17 protein-coding genes and 1 pseudogene are annotated in these 20,240 nt (G+C 55.8%); 8 read left to right on the top strand and 10 right to left on the bottom strand.

What is annotated here, in order from left to right:
* Positions 1-54: 54 nt before the first annotated feature.
* The 3 genes and pseudogenes from FCN80_RS27480 to pehA all read right to left on the bottom strand — a co-directional run.
* Positions 55-600: pseudogene (locus FCN80_RS27480) on the bottom strand (ATP-binding cassette domain-containing protein); the annotation flags it as partial.
* Between the two features lie 5 nt (positions 601-605).
* Complete coding sequence (locus FCN80_RS19700) at positions 606-2,228, bottom strand: ABC transporter substrate-binding protein (protein ID WP_136991986.1); 1,623 nt, start codon at positions 2,226-2,228, stop codon at positions 606-608.
* Positions 2,229-2,231: 3 nt separating this feature from the next.
* On the bottom strand, positions 2,232-3,785 hold the full coding sequence (pehA, locus tag FCN80_RS19695) for a phosphoric/sulfuric ester hydrolase PehA (protein WP_136991984.1): 1,554 nt from the start codon (positions 3,783-3,785) through the stop codon (positions 2,232-2,234).
* Between the two features lie 395 nt (positions 3,786-4,180).
* On the opposite strand from pehA, the gene FCN80_RS19690 reads away from it, so the two are divergent.
* Positions 4,181-5,758 carry a sensor histidine kinase gene (locus FCN80_RS19690; RefSeq protein ID WP_170975464.1) on the top strand — a complete coding sequence of 526 codons (1,578 nt, stop codon included), beginning with the start codon at positions 4,181-4,183 and terminating at the stop codon, positions 5,756-5,758.
* Complete coding sequence (dcuR, locus tag FCN80_RS19685; RefSeq protein WP_136991981.1) at positions 5,755-6,474, top strand: two-component system response regulator DcuR; 720 nt, start codon at positions 5,755-5,757, stop codon at positions 6,472-6,474. Before FCN80_RS19690 ends, dcuR begins: the two co-directional genes overlap by 4 nt.
* Here the strand turns inward: dcuR and FCN80_RS27475 are convergent.
* Positions 6,376-6,681: an FAD:protein FMN transferase gene (locus tag FCN80_RS27475; protein WP_373880351.1), complete on the bottom strand. Its 306-nt coding sequence runs from the start codon at positions 6,679-6,681 to the stop codon at positions 6,376-6,378. The two genes, dcuR and FCN80_RS27475, sit on opposite strands and share 99 nt — an antisense overlap.
* 222 nt (positions 6,682-6,903) lie before the next feature.
* Positions 6,904-7,170, bottom strand: a complete 267-nt coding sequence (locus tag FCN80_RS26515) for a hypothetical protein (protein ID WP_170975463.1) — start codon at positions 7,168-7,170, stop codon at positions 6,904-6,906.
* Positions 7,171-7,289: 119 nt separating this feature from the next.
* Between FCN80_RS26515 and tnpA the strand changes: the two genes are divergently transcribed.
* Positions 7,290-7,559 (top strand): IS66 family insertion sequence element accessory protein TnpA, encoded by a 270-nt coding sequence (gene tnpA, locus FCN80_RS27620; protein ID WP_445081509.1) that lies wholly within the window; start codon positions 7,290-7,292, stop codon positions 7,557-7,559.
* Here the strand turns inward: tnpA and FCN80_RS19670 are convergent.
* Together FCN80_RS19670 and FCN80_RS26510 are read right to left on the bottom strand one after the other, a co-directional pair.
* Positions 7,492-7,905, bottom strand: coding sequence for an oxidoreductase (locus FCN80_RS19670; protein WP_230492796.1), 414 nt, complete (start codon positions 7,903-7,905; stop codon positions 7,492-7,494). The two genes, tnpA and FCN80_RS19670, sit on opposite strands and share 68 nt — an antisense overlap.
* Positions 7,906-8,072: 167 nt before the next feature.
* Positions 8,073-8,288: a hypothetical protein gene (locus FCN80_RS26510; RefSeq protein WP_170975462.1), complete on the bottom strand. Its 216-nt coding sequence runs from the start codon at positions 8,286-8,288 to the stop codon at positions 8,073-8,075.
* Between the two features lie 306 nt (positions 8,289-8,594).
* On the opposite strand from FCN80_RS26510, the gene FCN80_RS19665 reads away from it, so the two are divergent.
* The 4 genes from FCN80_RS19665 (at position 8,595) to FCN80_RS19650 (ending at position 14,945) form a co-directional block, all read left to right on the top strand.
* Complete coding sequence (locus FCN80_RS19665; RefSeq protein ID WP_136991977.1) at positions 8,595-10,112, top strand: DASS family sodium-coupled anion symporter; 1,518 nt, start codon at positions 8,595-8,597, stop codon at positions 10,110-10,112.
* Positions 10,113-10,183: 71 nt separating this feature from the next.
* Positions 10,184-11,833: a class I fumarate hydratase FumA gene (gene fumA, locus FCN80_RS19660; RefSeq protein WP_136991975.1), complete on the top strand. Its 1,650-nt coding sequence runs from the start codon at positions 10,184-10,186 to the stop codon at positions 11,831-11,833.
* Between the two features lie 347 nt (positions 11,834-12,180).
* Positions 12,181-13,131 carry an AEC family transporter gene (locus tag FCN80_RS19655; protein WP_136991974.1) on the top strand — a complete coding sequence of 317 codons (951 nt, stop codon included), beginning with the start codon at positions 12,181-12,183 and terminating at the stop codon, positions 13,129-13,131.
* A 131-nt stretch (positions 13,132-13,262) separates the two neighbouring features.
* Positions 13,263-14,945, top strand: coding sequence for an NAD-dependent malic enzyme (locus FCN80_RS19650; protein ID WP_136991972.1), 1,683 nt, complete (start codon positions 13,263-13,265; stop codon positions 14,943-14,945).
* A gap of 79 nt (positions 14,946-15,024) precedes the next feature.
* Here FCN80_RS19650 and FCN80_RS19645 read toward each other — a convergent pair whose 3' ends face one another.
* Both FCN80_RS19645 and FCN80_RS19640 read right to left on the bottom strand, forming a co-directional pair.
* On the bottom strand, positions 15,025-16,059 hold the full coding sequence (locus FCN80_RS19645; RefSeq protein ID WP_230492795.1) for an alpha/beta hydrolase: 1,035 nt from the start codon (positions 16,057-16,059) through the stop codon (positions 15,025-15,027).
* Between the two features lie 47 nt (positions 16,060-16,106).
* A complete protein-coding gene (locus FCN80_RS19640) occupies positions 16,107-16,613 on the bottom strand; it encodes a phenolic acid decarboxylase (protein WP_136991970.1) in 507 nt (168 codons plus the stop codon).
* A gap of 96 nt (positions 16,614-16,709) precedes the next feature.
* Between FCN80_RS19640 and FCN80_RS19635 the strand changes: the two genes are divergently transcribed.
* Positions 16,710-17,591: a LysR family transcriptional regulator gene (locus FCN80_RS19635; RefSeq protein WP_136991968.1), complete on the top strand. Its 882-nt coding sequence runs from the start codon at positions 16,710-16,712 to the stop codon at positions 17,589-17,591.
* A gap of 194 nt (positions 17,592-17,785) precedes the next feature.
* On the opposite strand, the gene fhuE is transcribed toward FCN80_RS19635, so the two are convergent.
* Positions 17,786-19,951: a ferric-rhodotorulic acid/ferric-coprogen receptor FhuE gene (gene fhuE, locus FCN80_RS19630; protein ID WP_230492794.1), complete on the bottom strand. Its 2,166-nt coding sequence runs from the start codon at positions 19,949-19,951 to the stop codon at positions 17,786-17,788.
* Positions 19,952-20,240 lie beyond the last annotated feature (289 nt).

The following is a 20,240-nucleotide window of genomic DNA, read 5'->3' as shown; positions in this document are numbered from 1 at the left end:
AAGCAGAATCAGAATCTGCGCCTGAAGGGTGACATCAAGGGCGGTGGTCGGTTCATCGGCAATCAATATGTCCGGTTGGCCGGCGAGGGCCATCGCTATCATCACCCGCTGATTCTGTCCCCCGGAGAGCTCATGCGGGTACAGGCGCGCCCGTTGCGCGGCCCCGGGAATGCCAACCAGATCGAACAGCCGTCTCACTTCGGCCCGCGCCTACGCATCCTGCATTCCGCGATGCAGGCGCAATACTTCCGCAACCTGATGGCCGACCCTTTTCACCGGGTTCAGCGCGCTCATCGGATCCTGGGAGATAAGCGCAATGCGTCCGCCACGCAGGCGGGCCAGCGCTTTAGGCGTCATACCCAGCAGGTCTTGTCCTTCAAACAACACCCGTCCGCTGATTCGCGCCGCCGATCCCAGTAAACCCAGCGCGGCAAGCCAGGTGATGGATTTACCCGAACCCGATTCCCCGACGATGCCCAGGGCCTCGCCGCGGTGAACGCTCAAATCCAGGCCCCGCACCGCCGGGCCGCGCGCGAAGGCTACCTGGAAATTCTCGAATCGTAATAAGGGAACAGGGGTATGGGAGGTGCTCGGCGACATTGTCATTACCCCCAGTTACCGGGACGAAAATCCATGGCGAAGGAAGGAGAGGCTTGCCACTTGGCCGTTTTTTTCCGGGCGGTGAATGTCGCATTCTGATTAATCACGCCATAGGCCGGATCGTCACGCTCCAGAATGGCCAGCATGCGCCAGAAGGCTTTTAAGCGTTGCGCCGGATCGGTCGAACTTTGCAGGATGCCGCATAACTGATTGACTTCATCATTATGGTATTCGCCCGCCTGCTGCGCCTGGCCCTGCGGCCCCCACTGCGTGGGCTGGGTCGCTACCGGGTCCGGGAATCCGCCGCCGCTGGACCAGTCGTGGATCCCCCGTTTACCTGTCGGCTCCCAGACTTGCGCCCAGTTTTCTTTCATCTCGATTTGAACGTTCAGTCCGACTTGTTTCCACATTTCGGTCATTACCTGGGCATTATTGACCTGTAGCGTGTAATAGTCGTTGAGCAGACGGTAGGGGATAGGCTCTCCCTGGTAGCCGGCCTGCTTCAGCAACTGGCGGGCCATGGCCGGATCGTATTGCGGCGCGCGCCAGTCTTTGAGGTACATGCTGCCATACCATTCGAACTGGTCGCCGTTGGGAACGATGGTTTTCCCCATCCAAAGCTGATTGACAATCGCCTGGCGGTCGATCCCGTGCAGCATTGCCTGGCGGATCCGGGGATCTTTTAGCACGGTGTCGTATTTATCAAAGCAGGTGACGCGGATGTTATTGATAATGCCCCCCACGATTTCCAGTCCGGGGTCCACCGTTACGCTGGCGAACTGGTCCGGGGTCAGGTCGCAGGCCATGTCATACTGGCCCGCGCGTATGCCGTTGACCCGTTGCGCGGCCTCGGGAACCTGGACGAAGCGAATCTGGCGCAATGGCGGCAATCCGCCCCAATAGCGGTCGTGGGAAACCAGCACCAGTTCGGTGTCGGGGGTCAGTTTTTCGACGCGGTAAGGGCCGGTGCCTATGGGGCGGCGGGCGAAATCCAGCCAGCTCGGCGCGGCTTCAAAGGCGCGGCGATTGATAATCTGGCTGCCCAGCGCCATGATCCGCCCTTCCATGGTCACATCGGCAATGGCGTTAACGAAACGCACGGTGTATGTGTCCACCGCTTCGACGCGCAGCAGCGAGGGCCACAGGCGGCGCGCGATGGCCGGCACCTGCGGCGGCAACGTTTTACTGCGTTGCACGATGTTATTCTGATCGACGCGCAAGGTTTTATCCCAGCCCTGCGGCGTGGTATCGCCGAACATGCGTTCGGGACCGAAAGTGAACGCCACATCCTCGGCAGTCATTTCATCGCCGTTATGAAACAGCACGCCTTTGCGCAGTTCCAGCTCGACTGTTTTGTCGTCAATGCGTTTCCAGCCTGTGGCCAGGCGTGGAATGGCCTGCAGTTTACCGAGCAAATTCTGGCCTATCAGGCATTCGGCGTAGGAATTCATAATGCGCATTCCGACGTTCGATTGTTCGATAAGCGGGTCAAGGGTATTCGATGTCGAGATCTGTTGAACCGCGATAGTAATCTGCGGGCGGTTATCAGACTGACCGAAAACGAAGCGCGGCATAACCAGCGCGCCGCCGGCAAGGGTGATAAAGCGACGGCGTGAAAAATGGCCCATGGTTTAATCCTTTGGCGTAGATACGTTGCTGGCGGCACGATTCTCCAATCCGTCAGGGGTGCTGCGATAAGCGGTCAAGGTGCGATCGGCATGGCGCAGGCGCCAGGAAAGCGCTTTTTGCGCGTAATCCTTGACGATGCCGACGTAGGCCGGATCGTCGGCCAGATTGTTGAACTGGCGGGGATCTTTTTTGAGATCGAACAGTAACGGAGGAAGCGCGGCGAAGTGGACATACTTATAAGCCTCATCCTGTATAACGCACAGGCTGGCATCGTCCATGGCGACCCCAAGCGCCGCCTCCGGCCGGGAATAGTAGACATCGCGGAAATCATATTCGTAATGCAATTCGCTGCGCCAGTCATCCGGCTTGTGTCCGTCCACCAGCGGCAACAGCGAACGCCCGTCGCAGGCCCGGGGGATTTCCCCGCCCAGCCAGTCAAGGATGGTGGGCATAATGTCGATGCTTTCCGTAAAGGCGCTTTCTACCCTGCCGCGCCGCGCCGTGCGGCGCGGATCTTTGATAATCAGAGGGATACGGAAACTTTCATCAAAATACCCGATCTTGCCCAGGAGATGGTGATCGCCTAATTGCTCGCCATGGTCCGAGGTAAAGATAATCAGCGTGTCATCCCATTTGCCCTGGGCTTTCAGGCAATCGAACACCCGGCCCAGGCCATCGTCGATTTCCGTCATCAAGCCGAAATAGGTTGCCCGCATCTGGCGTATCTCATGCTCGCTCAATTCGGCGGCAAATCCTTCGGCGCCTTGGAAAAAGCCGTCGTTGCGCGTCTGGCGCAAATAAAATTCCAGCAGCGGGTGTTGTCGCGCCTCACTTTCCACAGAGGCGGCGCGCACCGGCGCCGGCATTTGTTCGGGGCGATACATGGCATGATAAGGCGCCGGCGCCACGAAGGGCGGATGCGGACGCCAGTAGCCGAGATGCAGGAAAAACGGCCGATCGCCGACGCCATGGAGATATTTCAACGCCGAGTCGGTGAAATAGGCGGTGTCCGACAACGCCGCCGGCACCCGTGAGGGGAGATGGGTGGCGCCCGGTACGCTATCCGTGCCTTCCGGTAGCCAGATATCATCGCGATTCGCCGGCAACGGATAGCCATGGTGGGCCAGCCAGCCGAAGTAGCCTTCTTTTTCTGGTTCAAAATTCCCCGCCTGGCGGAACCCGTCCATGATGTCCCCCAACCAGCCAAAACGCGGGTCATTGTGCGAAGCCCGTCGCGGGTCCGGCACCGAGGTCGCGTAGCCAATCATCGCCGGGTCGATACCCGCGGCGCGGAGCGCGTAAGCCAGGTTGACGTGCCGGGCATCCAGCGGAATGGTATTTTGCGCCACCCGATGGTTCATTAGATACAAACCGGTCAGCAGACTTGCCCGGGCCGGGCCGCAGGGCACCGCCGTGGTCACATGGTTGCGGAAGGTCACCCCTTCGCGACACAGGCTATCGATATGAGGGGTTTTTAAATGGGGGGTTCCCAGCGCGGATAGCATGTCGCCACGCCATTGGTCGACAACGATAAGCAAGACATTAGGTTGGGACATGAGTATTCGGCCATTGCAAATAAAGGGGATAACCGCGAGTGGTCAGAGGCCACATCCGATAACCCGGCGTATTTGAACAGACTAAAATGACCTTTTTTTGACGTTTTTTTATACAAATCGTGAATCTGCTTTGGCAAAACAGCGCGGGAGGGGCGCCGGCCGACATCCCCAGCACGCTGGACTGAGGCTCGGACGCGAAGTCGTTGGCGGCCTGTATCGCCAGCCGCCCGGAGTGCGAATCCGGTCACGGAACACCTGTTAATGAGAAAAGCCGCGGAACCGGCCGCGAAGTCTTTGCCATGGGCGGCCATTCGGCGATAATCCCGTTATTGACATCGACGCGTAAGGCCGCTGTGAACGTGAAACATCAATGTCCGGGCGCAGGTCGGCACCCGATGAAACTGAGCACGCAGGTGACGCTGATGGTGTGCGGCGTGATTGTCTCGGTACTGCTTGTGATTTATATCTTCTATTATGTGCAGATCGCGCAGGTCACCCGCGATGGCGTGGAGGATACCGCATTCGCCGTCGCCAGGACGCTGGCCGATACGCCGGACATTCAGCGCGCCCTGCAATCGCCGGACGGAAGCCGTGTTATTCAGCCGATCGCCCAGGCCGCGCGGCGCCGTAATCATCTGCTGTTTATCGTGGTGACCGACATGAACGGCATTCGCTACTCCCATCCCGATGCATGGGAAATCGGCAAACATTTCATTGGCGACGACTTTCTCCCCGCGCTGCACGGCCATGAGAACGCCTCCGTCAATCACGGCGTGCTCGCCCAGGCGCTGCGCGTGTTCACGCCTATTTTCGACAGCGGTCACCGGCAAATCGGCGTGGTCGCCATCGGTATTTCGCTCAGTAAAGTCGATGAACAGATAAGCCACAGTCGCTGGAAATTATTGCTGACGGTGCTGTTTAGCGCGGTGATCGGCACGCTGGGCACCTGGATCCTGGTTCATGTGCTTAAACGTATCCTGTTCGGCCTGGAGCCTTATGAAATCTCGACACTGTTCGAGCAGCGATCGGCCATGCTGCAATCGCTAAGGGAAGGCGTGATCGCCGTGGATCGCCGTGGGAACATTACCCTGACCAATCCTGCGGCGCGCCGGTTGCTTCTCCCGGCCGGAAGCCGGGATAACGCGGAAATCGGTAAAACGCCGTTGTTCGATAATCTTCTGGCGGTATTGCGCAGCGGGCAAGCCCAACCGGACAGGGAAATCCCCTGCAGCGGCCGGCTGCTGTTGAGCAACTGCGTGCCGGTGCGCGGCCAGGATGGGGTGATCGGCGCGATCAGCACTTTTCGCGACAAGACCGAAATCAGCCAGCTTGTGCAACGCCTTGACGGCATGGTGAACTATGTGGACGCGCTGCGCGCGCATTCCCATGAGTTCATGAACAAGCTGCACGTTATTCTCGGCCTGTTGAACATGAAACGCTACGATACGCTGGAAGAATACGTTTTGCAGACGGCGCAGGGTTATCAGACCGATATCGGCACCTTGCAACAGCAAATCCGCGCGCCCGTCGTGGCCGGTTTTCTGCTGGGGAAGATCAATCGGGCCAAAGAGGCGGGCTACCGTCTGACGCTGGCGGCGGGGTCACAAGTGCCGGATAACCCGAATCAGCGGCAGATCACGGCGCTTATCACCCTGTTGGGCAACCTGATCGAAAACGCGCTGGACGCGTTGGCCGGCCAGTCCGAGGGAGAAATCGGCCTGCTGTTGCATTACCAGGACGGCAGACTCATTTGCGAGGTGAGCGATGACGGCCCCGGCATCCGGGCCGAGCATATCAATGACGTCTTTACCAAGGGATATTCCACCAAAGGCAAGAATCGCGGGGTCGGACTCTATCTTGCGAAACAGCAATGCGAACATCTTGGCGGCAGCATCACGGTGGAATCCGAACCCGGGGTTTTCACCCAATTCTTTGTACAACTCCCTTGGGACAGCGAGAGGAAAGCAATGTGACAAATGTATTGATTGTCGATGACGACGCGATGGTCGCGGAGTTGAACCGCTGCTACACCGCCCGGGTGGCGGGCTTCTCCTGTTGCGGTATCGCCTCCACGCTGCAAGAGGCCGAGGACATCGTCAACGATGGGACGTTTAATATCGACCTCATCCTGCTGGATGTCTATATGCATCGGGACAACGGTTTGGCGTTGCTGCCGGTCGTGCGCGCCAGCGGCCGCGAGACGGACGTCATCATGATCTCCTCCGCCTCCGACGCCGCCACTGTCCGGACATCATTACATTACGGCGTGGTGGATTATCTTATTAAGCCTTTCCAGTTTCCGCGGTTTGAGGAAGCCCTGCTGGCCTGGCGGGAGAAAAAGAAACTGCTGGGCGCGCACCCGTATTACCAACAGGCCGACGTGGACCGGCTACTGCACGGCCAGGGACGGGCGCCCGCCGATGGCAAACGCCTGCCGAAAGGCTTAACGCCGCAGACGCTGCGCACCCTTTGCCAATGGGTCGACGCGCATCCGGACCAGGAGTTTTCCACCGACGAGCTGGCGAGCGCGGTCGGCATCTCACGGGTATCGTGCCGTAAATATCTGATATGGCTGACACAGATTAATGTATTATCGACGTCGATCCATTATGGCGCGACAGGCCGCCCGGTCTACCGGTACCGCCTGCTGGCGGAACAATACGGCCTGCTCAGGCAGTATTGCCGGTAACGATAAAGTCTTTATCCAGCAACGTGAAGCGGAAGTGGCGGGTGGAAACGTTTGCACATTGCCGCCCAGATTGATAAGCCCCTGGGTTATTCCCCGACGGCGCAGATAATCCCGAACCCGACCGACGATATCCCCTTTGGCGATCGCGCCCAGATCGAGAGTGGTACTACTCGTCGGAAGATCCGATCTGGAAATCGTTCTTATCACCCACGATGTAGAAAGAATCACCGAAAGGGTATGCCTACACGGTGAAGGTGCTGACGGACACGCGCTGGATGCACCGGGTGCCGTGCATGGTGGAAAATCCGTGGCACCTGCACCCGTTGGTTTTTCTCGATGCCGTCAAATAGCAAGTTAAAACTTTAAAAGGCAAGTTGACTTACAACGCTGAAGGAAATGATATTTCATCATCTATATATTATAGCCGGGTTATTCACTGGCCTGAAAATGATCTTTCAGGCGTAACTCTTGGCCGTGGTTATGATATGGGGGATCGTTCTGAGAGTGATGTATAGAGATCTTCTTGAGATCCTTTTTTACGCCTTTAACTTCCACACCCAGGGAAACCACATGAACATTTTTCACCCGATTATATTCTTTTCTTTTTTTATATTTTCGATTTTTCTGCAAAAAATCATGTTTTTCTTGCATAAAAAACTGCCAAATTTGCAAGTTAAGCATAATTTGAACACTCATGCGGACGCCCTGCTTCGTAAGCGAGCTGGCATCTCGCCTTGTTAAAAAAATATCGCCCCGGCATCCTGACCTCACCTGATACAATCAGTGTGAGATGAACCATGGCGTAACGCTATTCCATTATCGAACGACAACAGCATTTTGACGCTTGGCAACGTAGTGGTTTGACTAAACAAGCGTATTGTCGGCAACATGCCATTACCGTCAGCGCCTTTTATTATTGGATCAAACATAATAATGACAATAGGTATTGGCACCGTGCAATTCAACGCCGTCAGCCCGCGAGGATCGCGCGCCTGACCCCTTCGCCAAACGTCGCGATCATCTCGGCCACCTTTCGGCCGCTGAGGGCCTCCGGCGTGGCCCCACCGGTTTTCGTCCGCCGATAAGCATCGGATCCGCCCTACGTCCGCCATGATAAATCTGTACGATGGCCTTGGAGTCTTTGGCTTTGATTGCCTGGGCGATGCGCGCCAGGCCGGCGATTTTTTCGTCCGTATCGATACCGAGGGCTCCTGGAAACGCCATTCCGCGATTATCGACAAAGCAGCATTCGACAATAAGGGTTCCCATGCTCCCCGCGCGCTCGCGGTAGTATTCCACCAGTTCATTGCCGACCGTACCGTCGTAATATCCGGAGCAGGTGGTCATCGGCGCCATCATCAAACGATTTTTAAGCTCAACGCCATTGGGTAATGTGAAGGGGCTTAATATAGCCGAGTGAGCGTTCATCATCAAAACTCCAAAGCAAATAGAAAATTCGGAAATCCTGTCGGGGCGCATTCTCGTTATGTTTTTTCCGATCATGGATTATTAATATAATAATTTATTTACTTACAAAATCGATTATCTTAGTTAATAAACTTATTAATTCCTCAATATCGCTTATGTTTCCAGAATACTTATGATTTTTTATCTAAAAACAACATAACCATCAACAATGATAACATTGTCCCCGCCATCGTTGTCTTATTTTTCTTATGAGAAATAAAAATAAGATAGAATAAGAAAATTGCCATTTTAATCATGATGTTATCATATATGGCAAATATAAATATTACCGCAATGGCTATAATATTTTTTAATCCCGCCCCGCCCTTCCATCCTTGACAATTCATTGCCCCGCGCCCTGCGGGATCTCTTTTTGATCGTGATCAATTGTGGCAAAAAAGAAAAGCGCATTATACTTCCCGTCGCCACTTTGTTGGCCATGATGTCACTCGAAGTTTGTAGGATATATCTTAGTGTTCTCGTTATCTATTCAGTATGCGCCGCCATGCCGCTTGAATAATTTACAGCGGCGCGTGTAAAAAGTCATTATCCCGGTATAGCGAGTGTCTTATAAAATAATTAAAAAAAGTTTTTTAACTAAAAAAATCATCGCATCGCGACACCGGATCCTCCACGACATTTAGAGTATGATTATGGAAAAGATATCGACGGTTTTATCGCCTGACCAAGCGAAGACGAATCCGAAAAAAAACAGTAAGCAAAATCGACTGCTTATCCTGGCGCTGCCGGCAATTGTCGCGGTTCTGATGCTGCTCCTCCCGGCGCCCGCGGGCCTGCCGCCGTTTGCGTGGCATTACTTCGCGATTTTCCTCGGGGTTATCGTCGGCTTGATCTTCGAGCCTTTACCGGTGGCGGTTATCGGCATAACCGGCGTGGTCATTATCGCCTTGTGCGGCCAATGGCTGCTTTTTAGCCCGGCGCAACTGGCCAATCCCGGATTTCACCTCGCGGCCCAGTCGTTTAAATGGGCGGTCAGCGGTTTTGGCAATGCCACCGTGTGGCTGATCTTCGGCGCGTTCATGTTTGCCGCGGGATACGATAAAACCCGTTTCGGCCGCCGATTGGCGCTGATCCTGGTGAAATATCTGGGACGACGCAGCCTGACCCTGGGCTATGCCATCACCTTCGCCGACCTGCTACTGGCGCCGTTTACGCCCTCCAACACGGCGCGCAGCGGCGGTACCATCTTCCCGATCATCGCCAACCTGCCGCCGCTGTACGGCTCGAAACCCAACGATCCGAGCGCGCGCAAAATCGGTTCTTATCTGATGTGGGTGGCCATTACCGCCGCCTGCATCACCAGTTCCCTGTTTCTATCGGCCCTGGCGCCCAACCTGCTGGCATTGGCGCTGGTGAAAAACATTACCGGGATAGACATTGCCTGGGGCGCCTGGACCCTCGCATTTCTGCCGCTGGGCCTGTTGCTTATCCTGACCATGCCGCTATTGGCTTACTGGTTTTATCCGCCGGAAGTGAAAATCAACGACGAGGTTCCGCTGTGGGCGAACCGCGAGCTGGAAAAACTGGGCAAACTTTCGCGCAACGAAATCCTGCTGCTGATCTTTGTGTGCGCCGCGCTGATGATGTGGATCTTCGCCGCCCACTGGATTGAACCCGCCCTGGCGGCCTTGCTCATTATCGTACTGATGCTGTGGACCGGCGTGCTGGAATGGAGCGACATTACCAGCAATAAAGCCGCATGGAACACCTTTGTCTGGTTCGCCACCTTGGTGGCGCTGGCCGATGGCCTCTCCTCCACCGGCTTTATTGCCTGGCTGGGCAAAGAGGGGGGCGCCCTGATGGGCCATATCGCGCCGGGTAGGGCGACGATTATCCTGTTGCTGGCGTTTTATCTGTTGCATTATTTATTCGCCAGCACGACCGCGCACACCACGGCCCTGCTGCCGGCGGTGCTGACTATCGCCTCGACGATTCCGGGCATGAACATGCATGTGTTTGTGTTGGTGATGACGACATCGCTGGGGGTAATGGGTATTATCACGCCATATGGTACGGGACCTAGCCCGATCTACTACGGTAGCGGCTATCTGCCGACTCGGGATTACTGGCGCTTGGGCACGCTGTTCGGCGCCATCTTTTTGGCCGGCCTGCTGCTGATTGGCTATCCGTGGATAACCATGATGTTCTGATCCGCGCCGCCGGCAGGCAATGCTGCCGGCGGCGATCAACGCCAATGTAAGAAACCATGACGAGAAGAACAATGACAAATAAACCTTTTTTTTATCAGGACCCCTTTCCGCTCGCACCCGACGACACCGAATATTCCCTACTGAGCCGCGAGCATGTTTCCCTCGCCCGATTTGAAGGTCAGGAGATACTGAAAGTTGCGCCGCAAGCGCTGACGCTGCTGGCGCAACACGCCTTCCATGACGCCGCTTTCATGCTGCGTCCCGCGCACCAGCAACAGGTGGCGGATATCCTTAGGGATCCCGAGGCCAGCGAAAACGATAAGTACGTGGCATTGCAATTCCTGCGCAATTCGGAGATCGCCGCCAAGGGTGTGCTGCCCACCTGCCAGGATACCGGCACGGCGATTATCGTCGGCAAAAAGGGCCAGCGCGTCTGGACCGGGGGCGGCGACGAGGCCGCGCTGGCCCTGGGTGTTTACCACACCTATACCGAGGATAATCTGCGCTATTCGCAAAACGCCGCCCTGAACATGTACGATGAGGTGAATACCGGCACCAATCTGCCGGCACAAATCGATCTTTACAGCGTCGACGGCGACGAATATCGATTCCTGTGTATCGCCAAAGGCGGCGGGTCGGCAAACAAAACTTATTTGTATCAGGAAACTAAAGCCTTGCTCACCCCGGACAAGCTTGTGGCTTATCTGGTGGAAAAGATGCGCACGCTGGGCACCGCCGCCTGCCCGCCGTATCACATTGCCTTTGTGATAGGCGGCACGTCGGCGGAAAGCACGCTGAAAACCGTTAAACTGGCCTCTACCCATTACTACGATGGCTTGCCGACGGAAGGCAATACGCATGGCCGGGCATTCCGCGATGTCGCCCTGGAAAAGATCCTGCTGGCCAAGGCGCAAACCCTGGGGCTGGGCGCCCAGTTCGGCGGCAAATACTTCGCCCACGATATCCGCGTCATCCGCTTGCCCCGGCATGGCGCATCCTGTCCGGTGGCAATGGGCGTCTCCTGCTCGGCCGATCGCAATATCAAAGGGAAGATCAATCGCGATGGCATCTGGATCGAGAAGCTGGAAAGCCATCCGGGCAAATACATTCCCGACGCGCTCCGGCGGGCCGGCGAGGGCGACGCGGTGAAAATCGACCTCAACCGGCCGATGAAAGAGATTCTTCAGCAGTTGTCGCGGTATCCGGTCTCCACGCGTCTGTCGCTCTCCGGCACGATTATCGTCGCCCGCGATATCGCTCATGCCAGATTGAAGGCATTGCTTGATAACGGCGAAGCGCTGCCGCAGTACGTGAAAGATCATCCCATTTATTACGCCGGACCGGCCAAAACGCCGGAAGGCTACGCCTCGGGCTCATTGGGACCGACCACCGCGGGACGCATGGATGCTTATGTCGATATTCTGCAATCCCAAGGGGCGAGTTTGGTCATGCTGGCAAAAGGCAACCGCAGTCAGCAAGTCACGGATGCTTGCCGCGCGCACGGCGGTTTCTACTTTGGCAGTATCGGCGGCCCGGCGGCGGTGCTGGCGCAAAACAGCATCAAGAACCTGGAGTGCGTGGCTTACCCGGAACTGGGCATGGAAGCCATCTGGAAGATTGATGTGGAGGATTTCCCGGCGTTTATTCTGGTGGATGATAAAGGCAATGACTTTTTTCAGCACATCCAGGCGCAAAGTTGTGAAAACTGCGCCATGAAATAACCGTTGGTCAATGCGCAAGCCAGTCAGTTATCTGGCTTGCGTTGCAGCGTCTGATTTGTCACTGATGAGAGGATAAAAGCGCCCGCGCATAACAAGCCTATTGAAAGCTGTCCGCGGACGTTGCGCTATTATTTTAACTAAAATAACGATTATGTAATTATTTAAACCATATGCAATGTGAGTGGAATCACTCATGCTGGCGACATTAATCGCTAGATTATCTCCCGGCGATACGCTTTATACTTCGCCTGTTTCAAAATACGTCGCAACGGTGTTTGAACGCCGCCGACAAACAGGCGATATGAGGTATAACGAATCTATAATAAACATATTACGCTGGAGATCTTATGCAATCTGTCCTTCTACAATCATTGTTTCCGCTGATATTTGTCATGGCATTAGGCTGGCTTAGCGGGAAATTGGGTTATACCAAACGTGGGGATGCTTCCGTATTAGCCGCGGTAGTTATCCGTTTCGCCCTGCCATTCCATTTATTTATTGGCGCGTTGAACACATCTCCGGATAAAATCAAAAATTTCCCGTTTATGGCGGTGCTGGTTGTCGGCCTGATGGGTTCTTATTTTTTTACTTTACTCATTTCCCGCGTCGTGTTTCGCCACGATATTAAAACCAGCGCTATTCAGTCGCTGGTATGCGCTTACCCGGATATGGCCTATTTCGGCGCGCCGGTACTGGCGGTGCTTATCGGACCAGAGGGATTTCTTGGGGTTTTGATAGGCAATATCGTGACCAGCGTTTTTATGATTCCTTTGACAATCATACTTATTCGTATGGGGGATAAAACACCCGCCCGCGCGGCGCCGGGAGAGGAAAATGCTTTCCATATGGTTTTGCAGAATCTGCTGAATGCCGTTCGCAACCCGATTGTCTGGATCCCCGTAACGGGCATCATACTGAGCCTCGCGGGCGTGAGATTGCCGCATCTGCTCCAGTCGCCCATTGAGATGGTCGGCAAAATCGCCGGCGGCCTGTCTTTGTTCGCGCTGGGATTGCTGTTTTATGGCGAACGTCCGTCGCTTAATATCCAGACCTGCACCAATATCGGCATCAAAAATCTGATCCAGCCGGTCATGATGGCGGCCGCGGGATTGCTGTTCGGGCTGGATCACACCCTGATGCAGCAAGTGGTGATTATCGGCGCGACGCCGTCGGCAATCGCCGCGGGCATGTTTGCCTTGCGCAGTGATACCTATGTCGAATCAGCCTCGTCGTCTATATTGTTGGGAACGGCCATTGGCATCGTAACGGAAGGTTGCATGATCTATCTTATGTCATAAATCAAGCCTGGGTAGAATTATTTAACTAATAAAATTGTTAATAAATTAATTAAAACACTTCTCACAACCCCTAGCGATTAAAATACGCCCTGTGACTTTGATTGAATCAGACATGGCTCTGGAGTAATACTATGTCAACCCCAAAAACGCTTTACACGCCTTATACCGGATCGGTATTGCTGGAAACCCCGCTGCTGAATAAAGGCCTGGCTTTTACCCAGGACGAGCGTTTGGCTTTTAATTTACATGGCCTGCTGCCCGATAACGTCGAAACCCTTAAAGAACAAATGGACCGTGCCTGGGCACAATTTTGTCATTTTAAACGGGATATATCCAAACATATTTATCTGCGCAATATTCAAGATACCAACGAAACATTATTTTATAATCTGGTCCGCGCCCATATAAACGACATGCTGCCCATCATTTATACGCCCACCGTCGGGGAGGCCTGCGAACATTTTTCGGATATCTACCGCCGGGCGCGCGGTCTGTTTATCTCCTGGCCCAACCGCCACCGGATCGACGAGATGCTGCAGCATTTTTCACGCAACGATATCCGCGTTATCGTGGCCACGGACGGCGAACGCATTTTGGGTCTGGGCGATCAGGGGGTGGGCGGGATGGGCATTCCCATTGGCAAACTCTCTTTGTACACCGCGTGCGGCGGCATCGATCCGTCCGCCACCTTGCCCATCATGCTGGATGCCGGCACCAACAACGCGCAACGTCTGGACGATCCGCTGTATATGGGCTGGCGTCATCCGCGCATCACTGACGATGAGTACCTGGAATTCATGGACATGTTTATTGACGCGGTAACCCACCGCTGGCCTGACGTTTTGCTGCAATTTGAGGATTTTGCCCAAAAAAACGCCACAAGATTATTGAACCGATACCGCGATCGGCTGTGCTGCTTTAACGACGATATACAAGGTACGGCGGCGGTCACGCTGGGTACGCTCATTGCCGCTTCGCGCGTGGTGGGCAAACGCCTGCGCGATCAACGGATCGCCTTCCTCGGAAGCGGCTCCGCGGGATGCGGCATTGCCGAAAAGATCATTGCGTGCATGGTCGCCGACGGTCTGGACGAACCACAGGCCCGCTCGCAAATCTTTATGGTGGACCGTTTTGGCCTGCTGACCGACGATATGCCGAACCTGCTCGACTTTCAGCAGGGGCTCGCCACCGCTCGCGCCAACACGGCCCGCTGGGAGACGAACCAGGGCAATATTTCCCTGATGGATGTGGTGGGTCATGTCCATCCGACGGTGCTTATCGGTGTGTCCGGACAGCCGGGGCTGTTTACCGAAGCCATTATTAAAGAGATGAACCGCCATTGTCCCCGCCCGATCATCATGCCCTTATCCAATCCCACATCGCGCGCGGAGGCACAACCGCGGGATCTCATTACCTGGACGCGGGGTTCCGCGCTTATCGCGACCGGCAGCCCGTTTGCGCCTATACGCTACGGCGACGCGACCTATGAGATAGCCCAATGCAACAATGCCTATATTTTCCCCGGTCTGGGATTGGGCGTGCTGGCGGCCAAGGCGCGGCGCGTCACGGAAAATATGCTGATGGCCGCCAGCCAGGCATTGGCCGCCCATTCTCCGCTGGCCGCCACGGAAGAAGGCGGGTTATTGCCGGCGGTGGAGGATATCGAGGCCCTCTCGCGGACCATCGCGCTGGCAACGGCGCGCGCCGCGCGACAGGATGGGGTCGCGCCGGCCGATGGCCTGTCGCTGGAGGCCGCTATCGATCAGACATTTTGGCAAGCGCGGTACCGCCCCTATAAACGCGCGTCTTTCTGACCGGTTCGGCCACAAAAGCCGGCAAACCGCCGCTGCGCTTGCCGGGATCCCGACGGCGCGCGGCGGCGCGGGCCAGGTCTCAGAGGTTGGCGTTCGGATGGTCGCGCTTGTCTTGGGAAACCTTGATGGGCGCGCCCAGCGTCTGGCGGAACCATTGGGTGACTTTGTCGATGACCGGCGGCTGGAACCAGTGGATATCGCCATGCTCCGCACCGGCCACCAGCACGTACTGCACAGGACTGTGTATCGACTTAAGCGCCTCATAAAGCCGCTGGCTTTGCCATGGCGAAACCAGGGTATCAGCGCTGCCATGCATGATGAGAAAAGGCGGTTTTTTCCCGTTGATATGCCCCAGGGGACTGGCCTGCATGGCTTTATCCGGGGTTTGCCCGATGCCCGCGCCGGGCTTGTCGCGAAATGCCGGCCCATTGACCAGCAACGCTTCGGTCGAGGCGGGGGAACGGTGGACCTGCTGAATATCGTCGGGGAAACCCTCCCCGATTCGCAGCAGGTCCGATAAGCCGTAGAGGGTGGCGACGGCCTGGACATCCGAGGACTGGTTCATATAGTCGCCCTTATCAAAGGATTTTTCGCCGTTGGTGACGCCCAGCATTTGAGCAAGCCAGCCGCCAGCGGAATCGCCCAGCACGCCGATGCGTTTGGCATCGATGCCGTATTCGGCGGCATGGGCCCTGAGATACCTGACCGCGGCCTTCCCGTCGACCACCGGATCGGGAAACGTATCGGGCACCGTGCGGTATTCCGCCGCCGCCACCACAAAACCGGCCTGCGCAAGCGCCATGCGCATTTCTATGAATTTATCATAATCGGCCGAGGTGAATCCGCCGCCAGGTAAATAAAGAATCGCCGGCTTCAGATCGCCATTTCGCGGCACGAGAAAAGACATATGCAGTTGTCTGACGGCCCTGAGGCTTTTCACCTGGGCGTAAACGACGCCATTAATGGCGTCAATCTGATCGCGGGTGGGCGTGACATGCATGATTTGCGCCCCCTCGCTATAACCGGTCAGTGCCGGGCGAACACCGGCCAGGGCGCCGCTGGCGGCTACGGCCATAGCCATTCCTCCGAGTAAACAGGCGAGACTGAATTTCATAGACGGTTCCTTTATAGCCTATCGGTTATTTCCCTCGGGCGCGATGATTAACGAAGATTGGCGGGAAAATCTGCGGGAAGCTCGCTTGCCGCGCAGTTAATTACCGCATCGTCGTCCGGGCCGCAATCGCGCACGAAGGTAATGGTGGCGAACTCGTCGATGACTTCCGTCGGATACGCCGGTCCCGCTTCCCGGTAAGCTTCCATTTGCGCCAGATGGTCATTTTGGAAACAGACGGTTTTTTCAGGCGCGTTGATGACCCAGCGGGGAAAGAAAATCGTGCCATGGAAGAGTTTGTCGCCCAGATTAGCCACCAGACTGACATCCGTGCCGGTGGGCTCCGTCCAGGAAATTTTATAAATCGCTTCACCCACTCTCACGATATACGCTTTCTGGCCTTTCACCCAGCGATTGGCGACTATTCCGCTGTGGATGCGGTAATCCAGGGTTGTGGCGTTCTTAACGTAAATTTCGTAGTTCCAGCCGTTATCATAGGTATAAACCAGATGTTTACCGATAAAGCCGGCCAGGTCATGTTTGTCGAATGTGCTCATTTTCGTCTCCTAGGGAAATATCTTCACGTTAAATCTTCATTAAATAGATGAATAGTGCTATTTTTTGAATAAATTAATTTGAATTTTAGATGTATTATGCACAAAACGACTTTGGAGCAGTGGGCGCTGCTCAACCACGTTGTGAATTGCGGCAGCTTTGCCGTCGCGGCTCAGGAAACGCACCGCAGCCAATCCTCCGTCAGTTATAATCTCGCGTTACTCCAGGAACGGCTGGGCGTGGCCTTGTTGCGGCCGGAAGGTCGGCGTTCGGTCCTCACGCCGGCCGGAGAGACGCTGCTGGCGCATGTTCGACCGCTGTTAAGGGCCTTTGCCGAAGTCGAAGACAAAGCATCCCATCTTAGCGGCGCCACCGTCCCCAGGCTCCGGCTGAGCGTCGATAGCATTTTCCCCAGGCATAACCTGTTCGCGGTTATGAAACAGTTCAACCTGCTTTATCCCGCCACGCAAATAAGCCTCACTGAGGTGCTGGAAGAAGATGACCAGGGACAGGAAGCGGACGTACAGATAGTGACCAGCCGGGAGAATCTGACCGGACACGGGGAGTGGCTGATGAACGTTGAGTTCGTCGCGGTGGCGCACAGCGGCCATCCCCTGTTCGGCGAGACGGCAAACCTGAACGAAAGCACTTTATCCCGCTATCCGCAGGTACGCATTTCCGGCCAGGAACGAATGTCGGCCAAACAAAGTCCCAGCCCGGAGCAGTGGTTTTTCTCCACTGTGGATGCGGCCATTGAGGCCGTAATGTATCAGTTGGGCTATGGTTGGCTGCCCGCGGCGCGCATTGAGGGCGAACTGGCGGCGGGGATCCTGAAACCCCTTCCGCTCAGCCATGGCCTCAGGCGGGTAACTCCGCTGCACCTGGTCGTTCGGGAGGGATTGCTGGAAACCGACCCGCAAATCGCCGCGCTGAAAAGCCTCCTGCGCGGCAATCTGAAAACCGTGGAGATCTCGACCTGAACCCGCGGTCCGCCGTATTGCGCCGCCATTTCCGCGGCAACAGACGGCGCGTGCGGCGAGACGTGGCGTTTACCCCCGCGATGACGGTCATCCGCGAATACTTCCGCAATACTTTCGTTACCCCGCAAATCAACATGCTGCGCCGCTGAATGTCGTTCCGCAGACCGGGCATGATTGACAGGGTTTCGCCCTTATCAGAACCGATAGGTGGCCGAGACGGAAAAATGACGCGGCTCTCCATAGACCAGATAGGTACCCATATAATCGTAATATTTTCTATCGAACAGATTATTGATGTTCGCTTGCACGGAAAGCTGTCGGGTAAGCTGGTAACGGCTAAACAGATTCACCAGCGTGACGCTGCCCTGGGAAATATAGGCGTCTCCCGAAGGGCCGGTGACGTTATTCCAGGTCTTGTTCTGCCAGTTGATGCCGCCGCCCACGGTCAACGCCCTCAGCATGGGCAAACGGTAGCGGGTGAACAACTTGGCGGTGGTGCGCGGAATCTCCGGCATGACGGCGGTGCCGTCGCGCCGTTCGGCAATGTAGCGTGAAGCGCCGAACGTCATCTGCCAGTTATCGCTCAGCGCGCCGTTGATTTCGAACTCCACGCCGCGGCTGACGGAATCCACGGATTCGTAGGCGTACTCCGTGGTGTTGGGAATATAGGTATAGGTATTGACGCCCAGCCTGTTCTGCTCGGTGCGAAACAGCGATAGCATGGCGGTCAGCCGGCTGTTATTCCAGTCGCCCTTAAGGCCGGTTTCGTAGCTTTTGCCCGTGACCGGATCCAAATACCTGCCGCTGATGTCGCGGGTGGTTTGCGGTTGGAAGATACGGGTGTAGCTGGCGTAAATCGAGTAGGTGTCGTTGATGTCGTAAGTCAGGCCGGCGTAAGGCGCGACCTTGTCGCTCTGATTATTGCCGGAAGTACCGCGGGCGCTCCAGTCCGTATAACGCGCCCCCACCAGCAACGCCAAGGGATCGGCCAGCGAGAAGCGTGCCGCGGCATAGGCCGATTTCTGACGTAGGGTATCGTCAAGCTCGACGGTCCAGGGAGACCAGGTCCCCTGGGGAACGTCGCCGTTCCAGTCACGGTAATCGCCGACAGCCACCGAGGACAGGTCCGAATAACTGTTGAAAAACGTGTTGTCCTGCTTGCTGTAGCTGCCGCCTATCATCAGTTGATGGGTCCGGCCCAGCAACTCGAACGGACCATTGGCATACAAATCGACCCCGTTGGTCTCGCGCCGGCCTTTGTTCCAGCCGCTATACAGCGAAACGCCCTCGCCGGTGAGGTTATCCGGATAACCGTCGGGATACAGTAAACGCGTGTCGAAGGTGGTCTTGGTATGGCTGCCGGTAACCTTTGCCTGCCAGCCGTTAGTGAATTTCTGCGTCAGGGTGGCAAAGAGTTTGTTGGACTCTTTATCGCTATACGCCCAATCCGCGCCGGAATTGAAGCTGCGTTTGAAATGGGTGGGATCGCCGTTGCTGTAGAAGGTCGGGATACCGCCCCAGCTTGGGTCCGAGGTGCTGCTGCTCTGATAGTCCCAGCCCAGCGATAAGGTGGTTGAATCGGTCAGGTCGGCATCCAGCACGGTGGTAAGGAAAGCTTTATGGGCGTGGTAGCGGTCTAACCAGCTGTCATTGTCCTGGTAACCGGCGATAACCCGGCCGCGAACCGTACCGGATTCATTGAGGGGCACGGTGACATCCCCCACATAACGCTGTTTATTCCAACTGCCGGTTTCCACGGACAGACTGCCGGTGAGTTGTTTGCTGTCGGCGTGCTTACGTATCATGTTTATCGAGGCGGAGGGGTTGCCGGAGCCAAGGGCCAGGCTGTTTGCCCCGCGGACCACTTCTATGCGGTCATAAATGGCGGTGTCCGACTTGGTATCGCCCAGGTCCCACACATCGGTGACGATAGTGGGAATGCCGTCGAACAGATAATTATTGATTAAATAACCGCGTGAATAGTAATTCGAGCGGTCGGAGTCGATATTGGACGCGGCGATCCCCGTGGTCTGACTCAATACATCGCCGACGCTTTCCAACACCTGATCCTGCATACGCTCCGAACTGACAATGGTGACTGATTGGGGAATATCCCGCAGCACCAGCGGCATTTTCGTTGCCGCCGAGGTCACAGGCACGCTGTAATCTTTGCTGGTCTGGTTCCCGTCGTTTTCGCCGGCAGCCTGCACGGTCAGCGTTTCGGTGCCACCGGCATCCACGGCGAAAGCGGGTTGCCATAGGGATGAGACAAACAGGGCCACGAGGCTTGGCGTAAAGATAAACGCCGTTGATGATTGTCCCGGGGTACGCTCTTGAGTCCAGTTAAAACGAGAAAACACATTCATCCCTCAAATCAAATTTGTCGCGCAATAATGACCTCTCCGGCTACGCGGGACGTTACCGGTTATCCTCTGGCGGTATCGATACGCTTAATTTTCCCTGACTAAGCCCTGGAATGTTCAGCCACGCCCTCCAAGGGGGTGAACTGAACAATGTTAATGCAAATGAGAACTATACGCATTTCTTAACAATGTGTAAACGTCTCCCCGGTCTTGCAACTACCCACAATTATATTAAGGTAATCATTAAGATAGTTGGGATGAATTACTTTCAGGGATGGTTGAATGG

Origin of the sequence: Martelella alba (assembly GCF_005217455.1) — a bacterium.
Taxonomy (GTDB): Bacteria; Pseudomonadota; Gammaproteobacteria; order Enterobacterales; family Enterobacteriaceae; genus Acerihabitans.
This window is presented reverse-complemented; position numbering and strand designations above follow the sequence as displayed.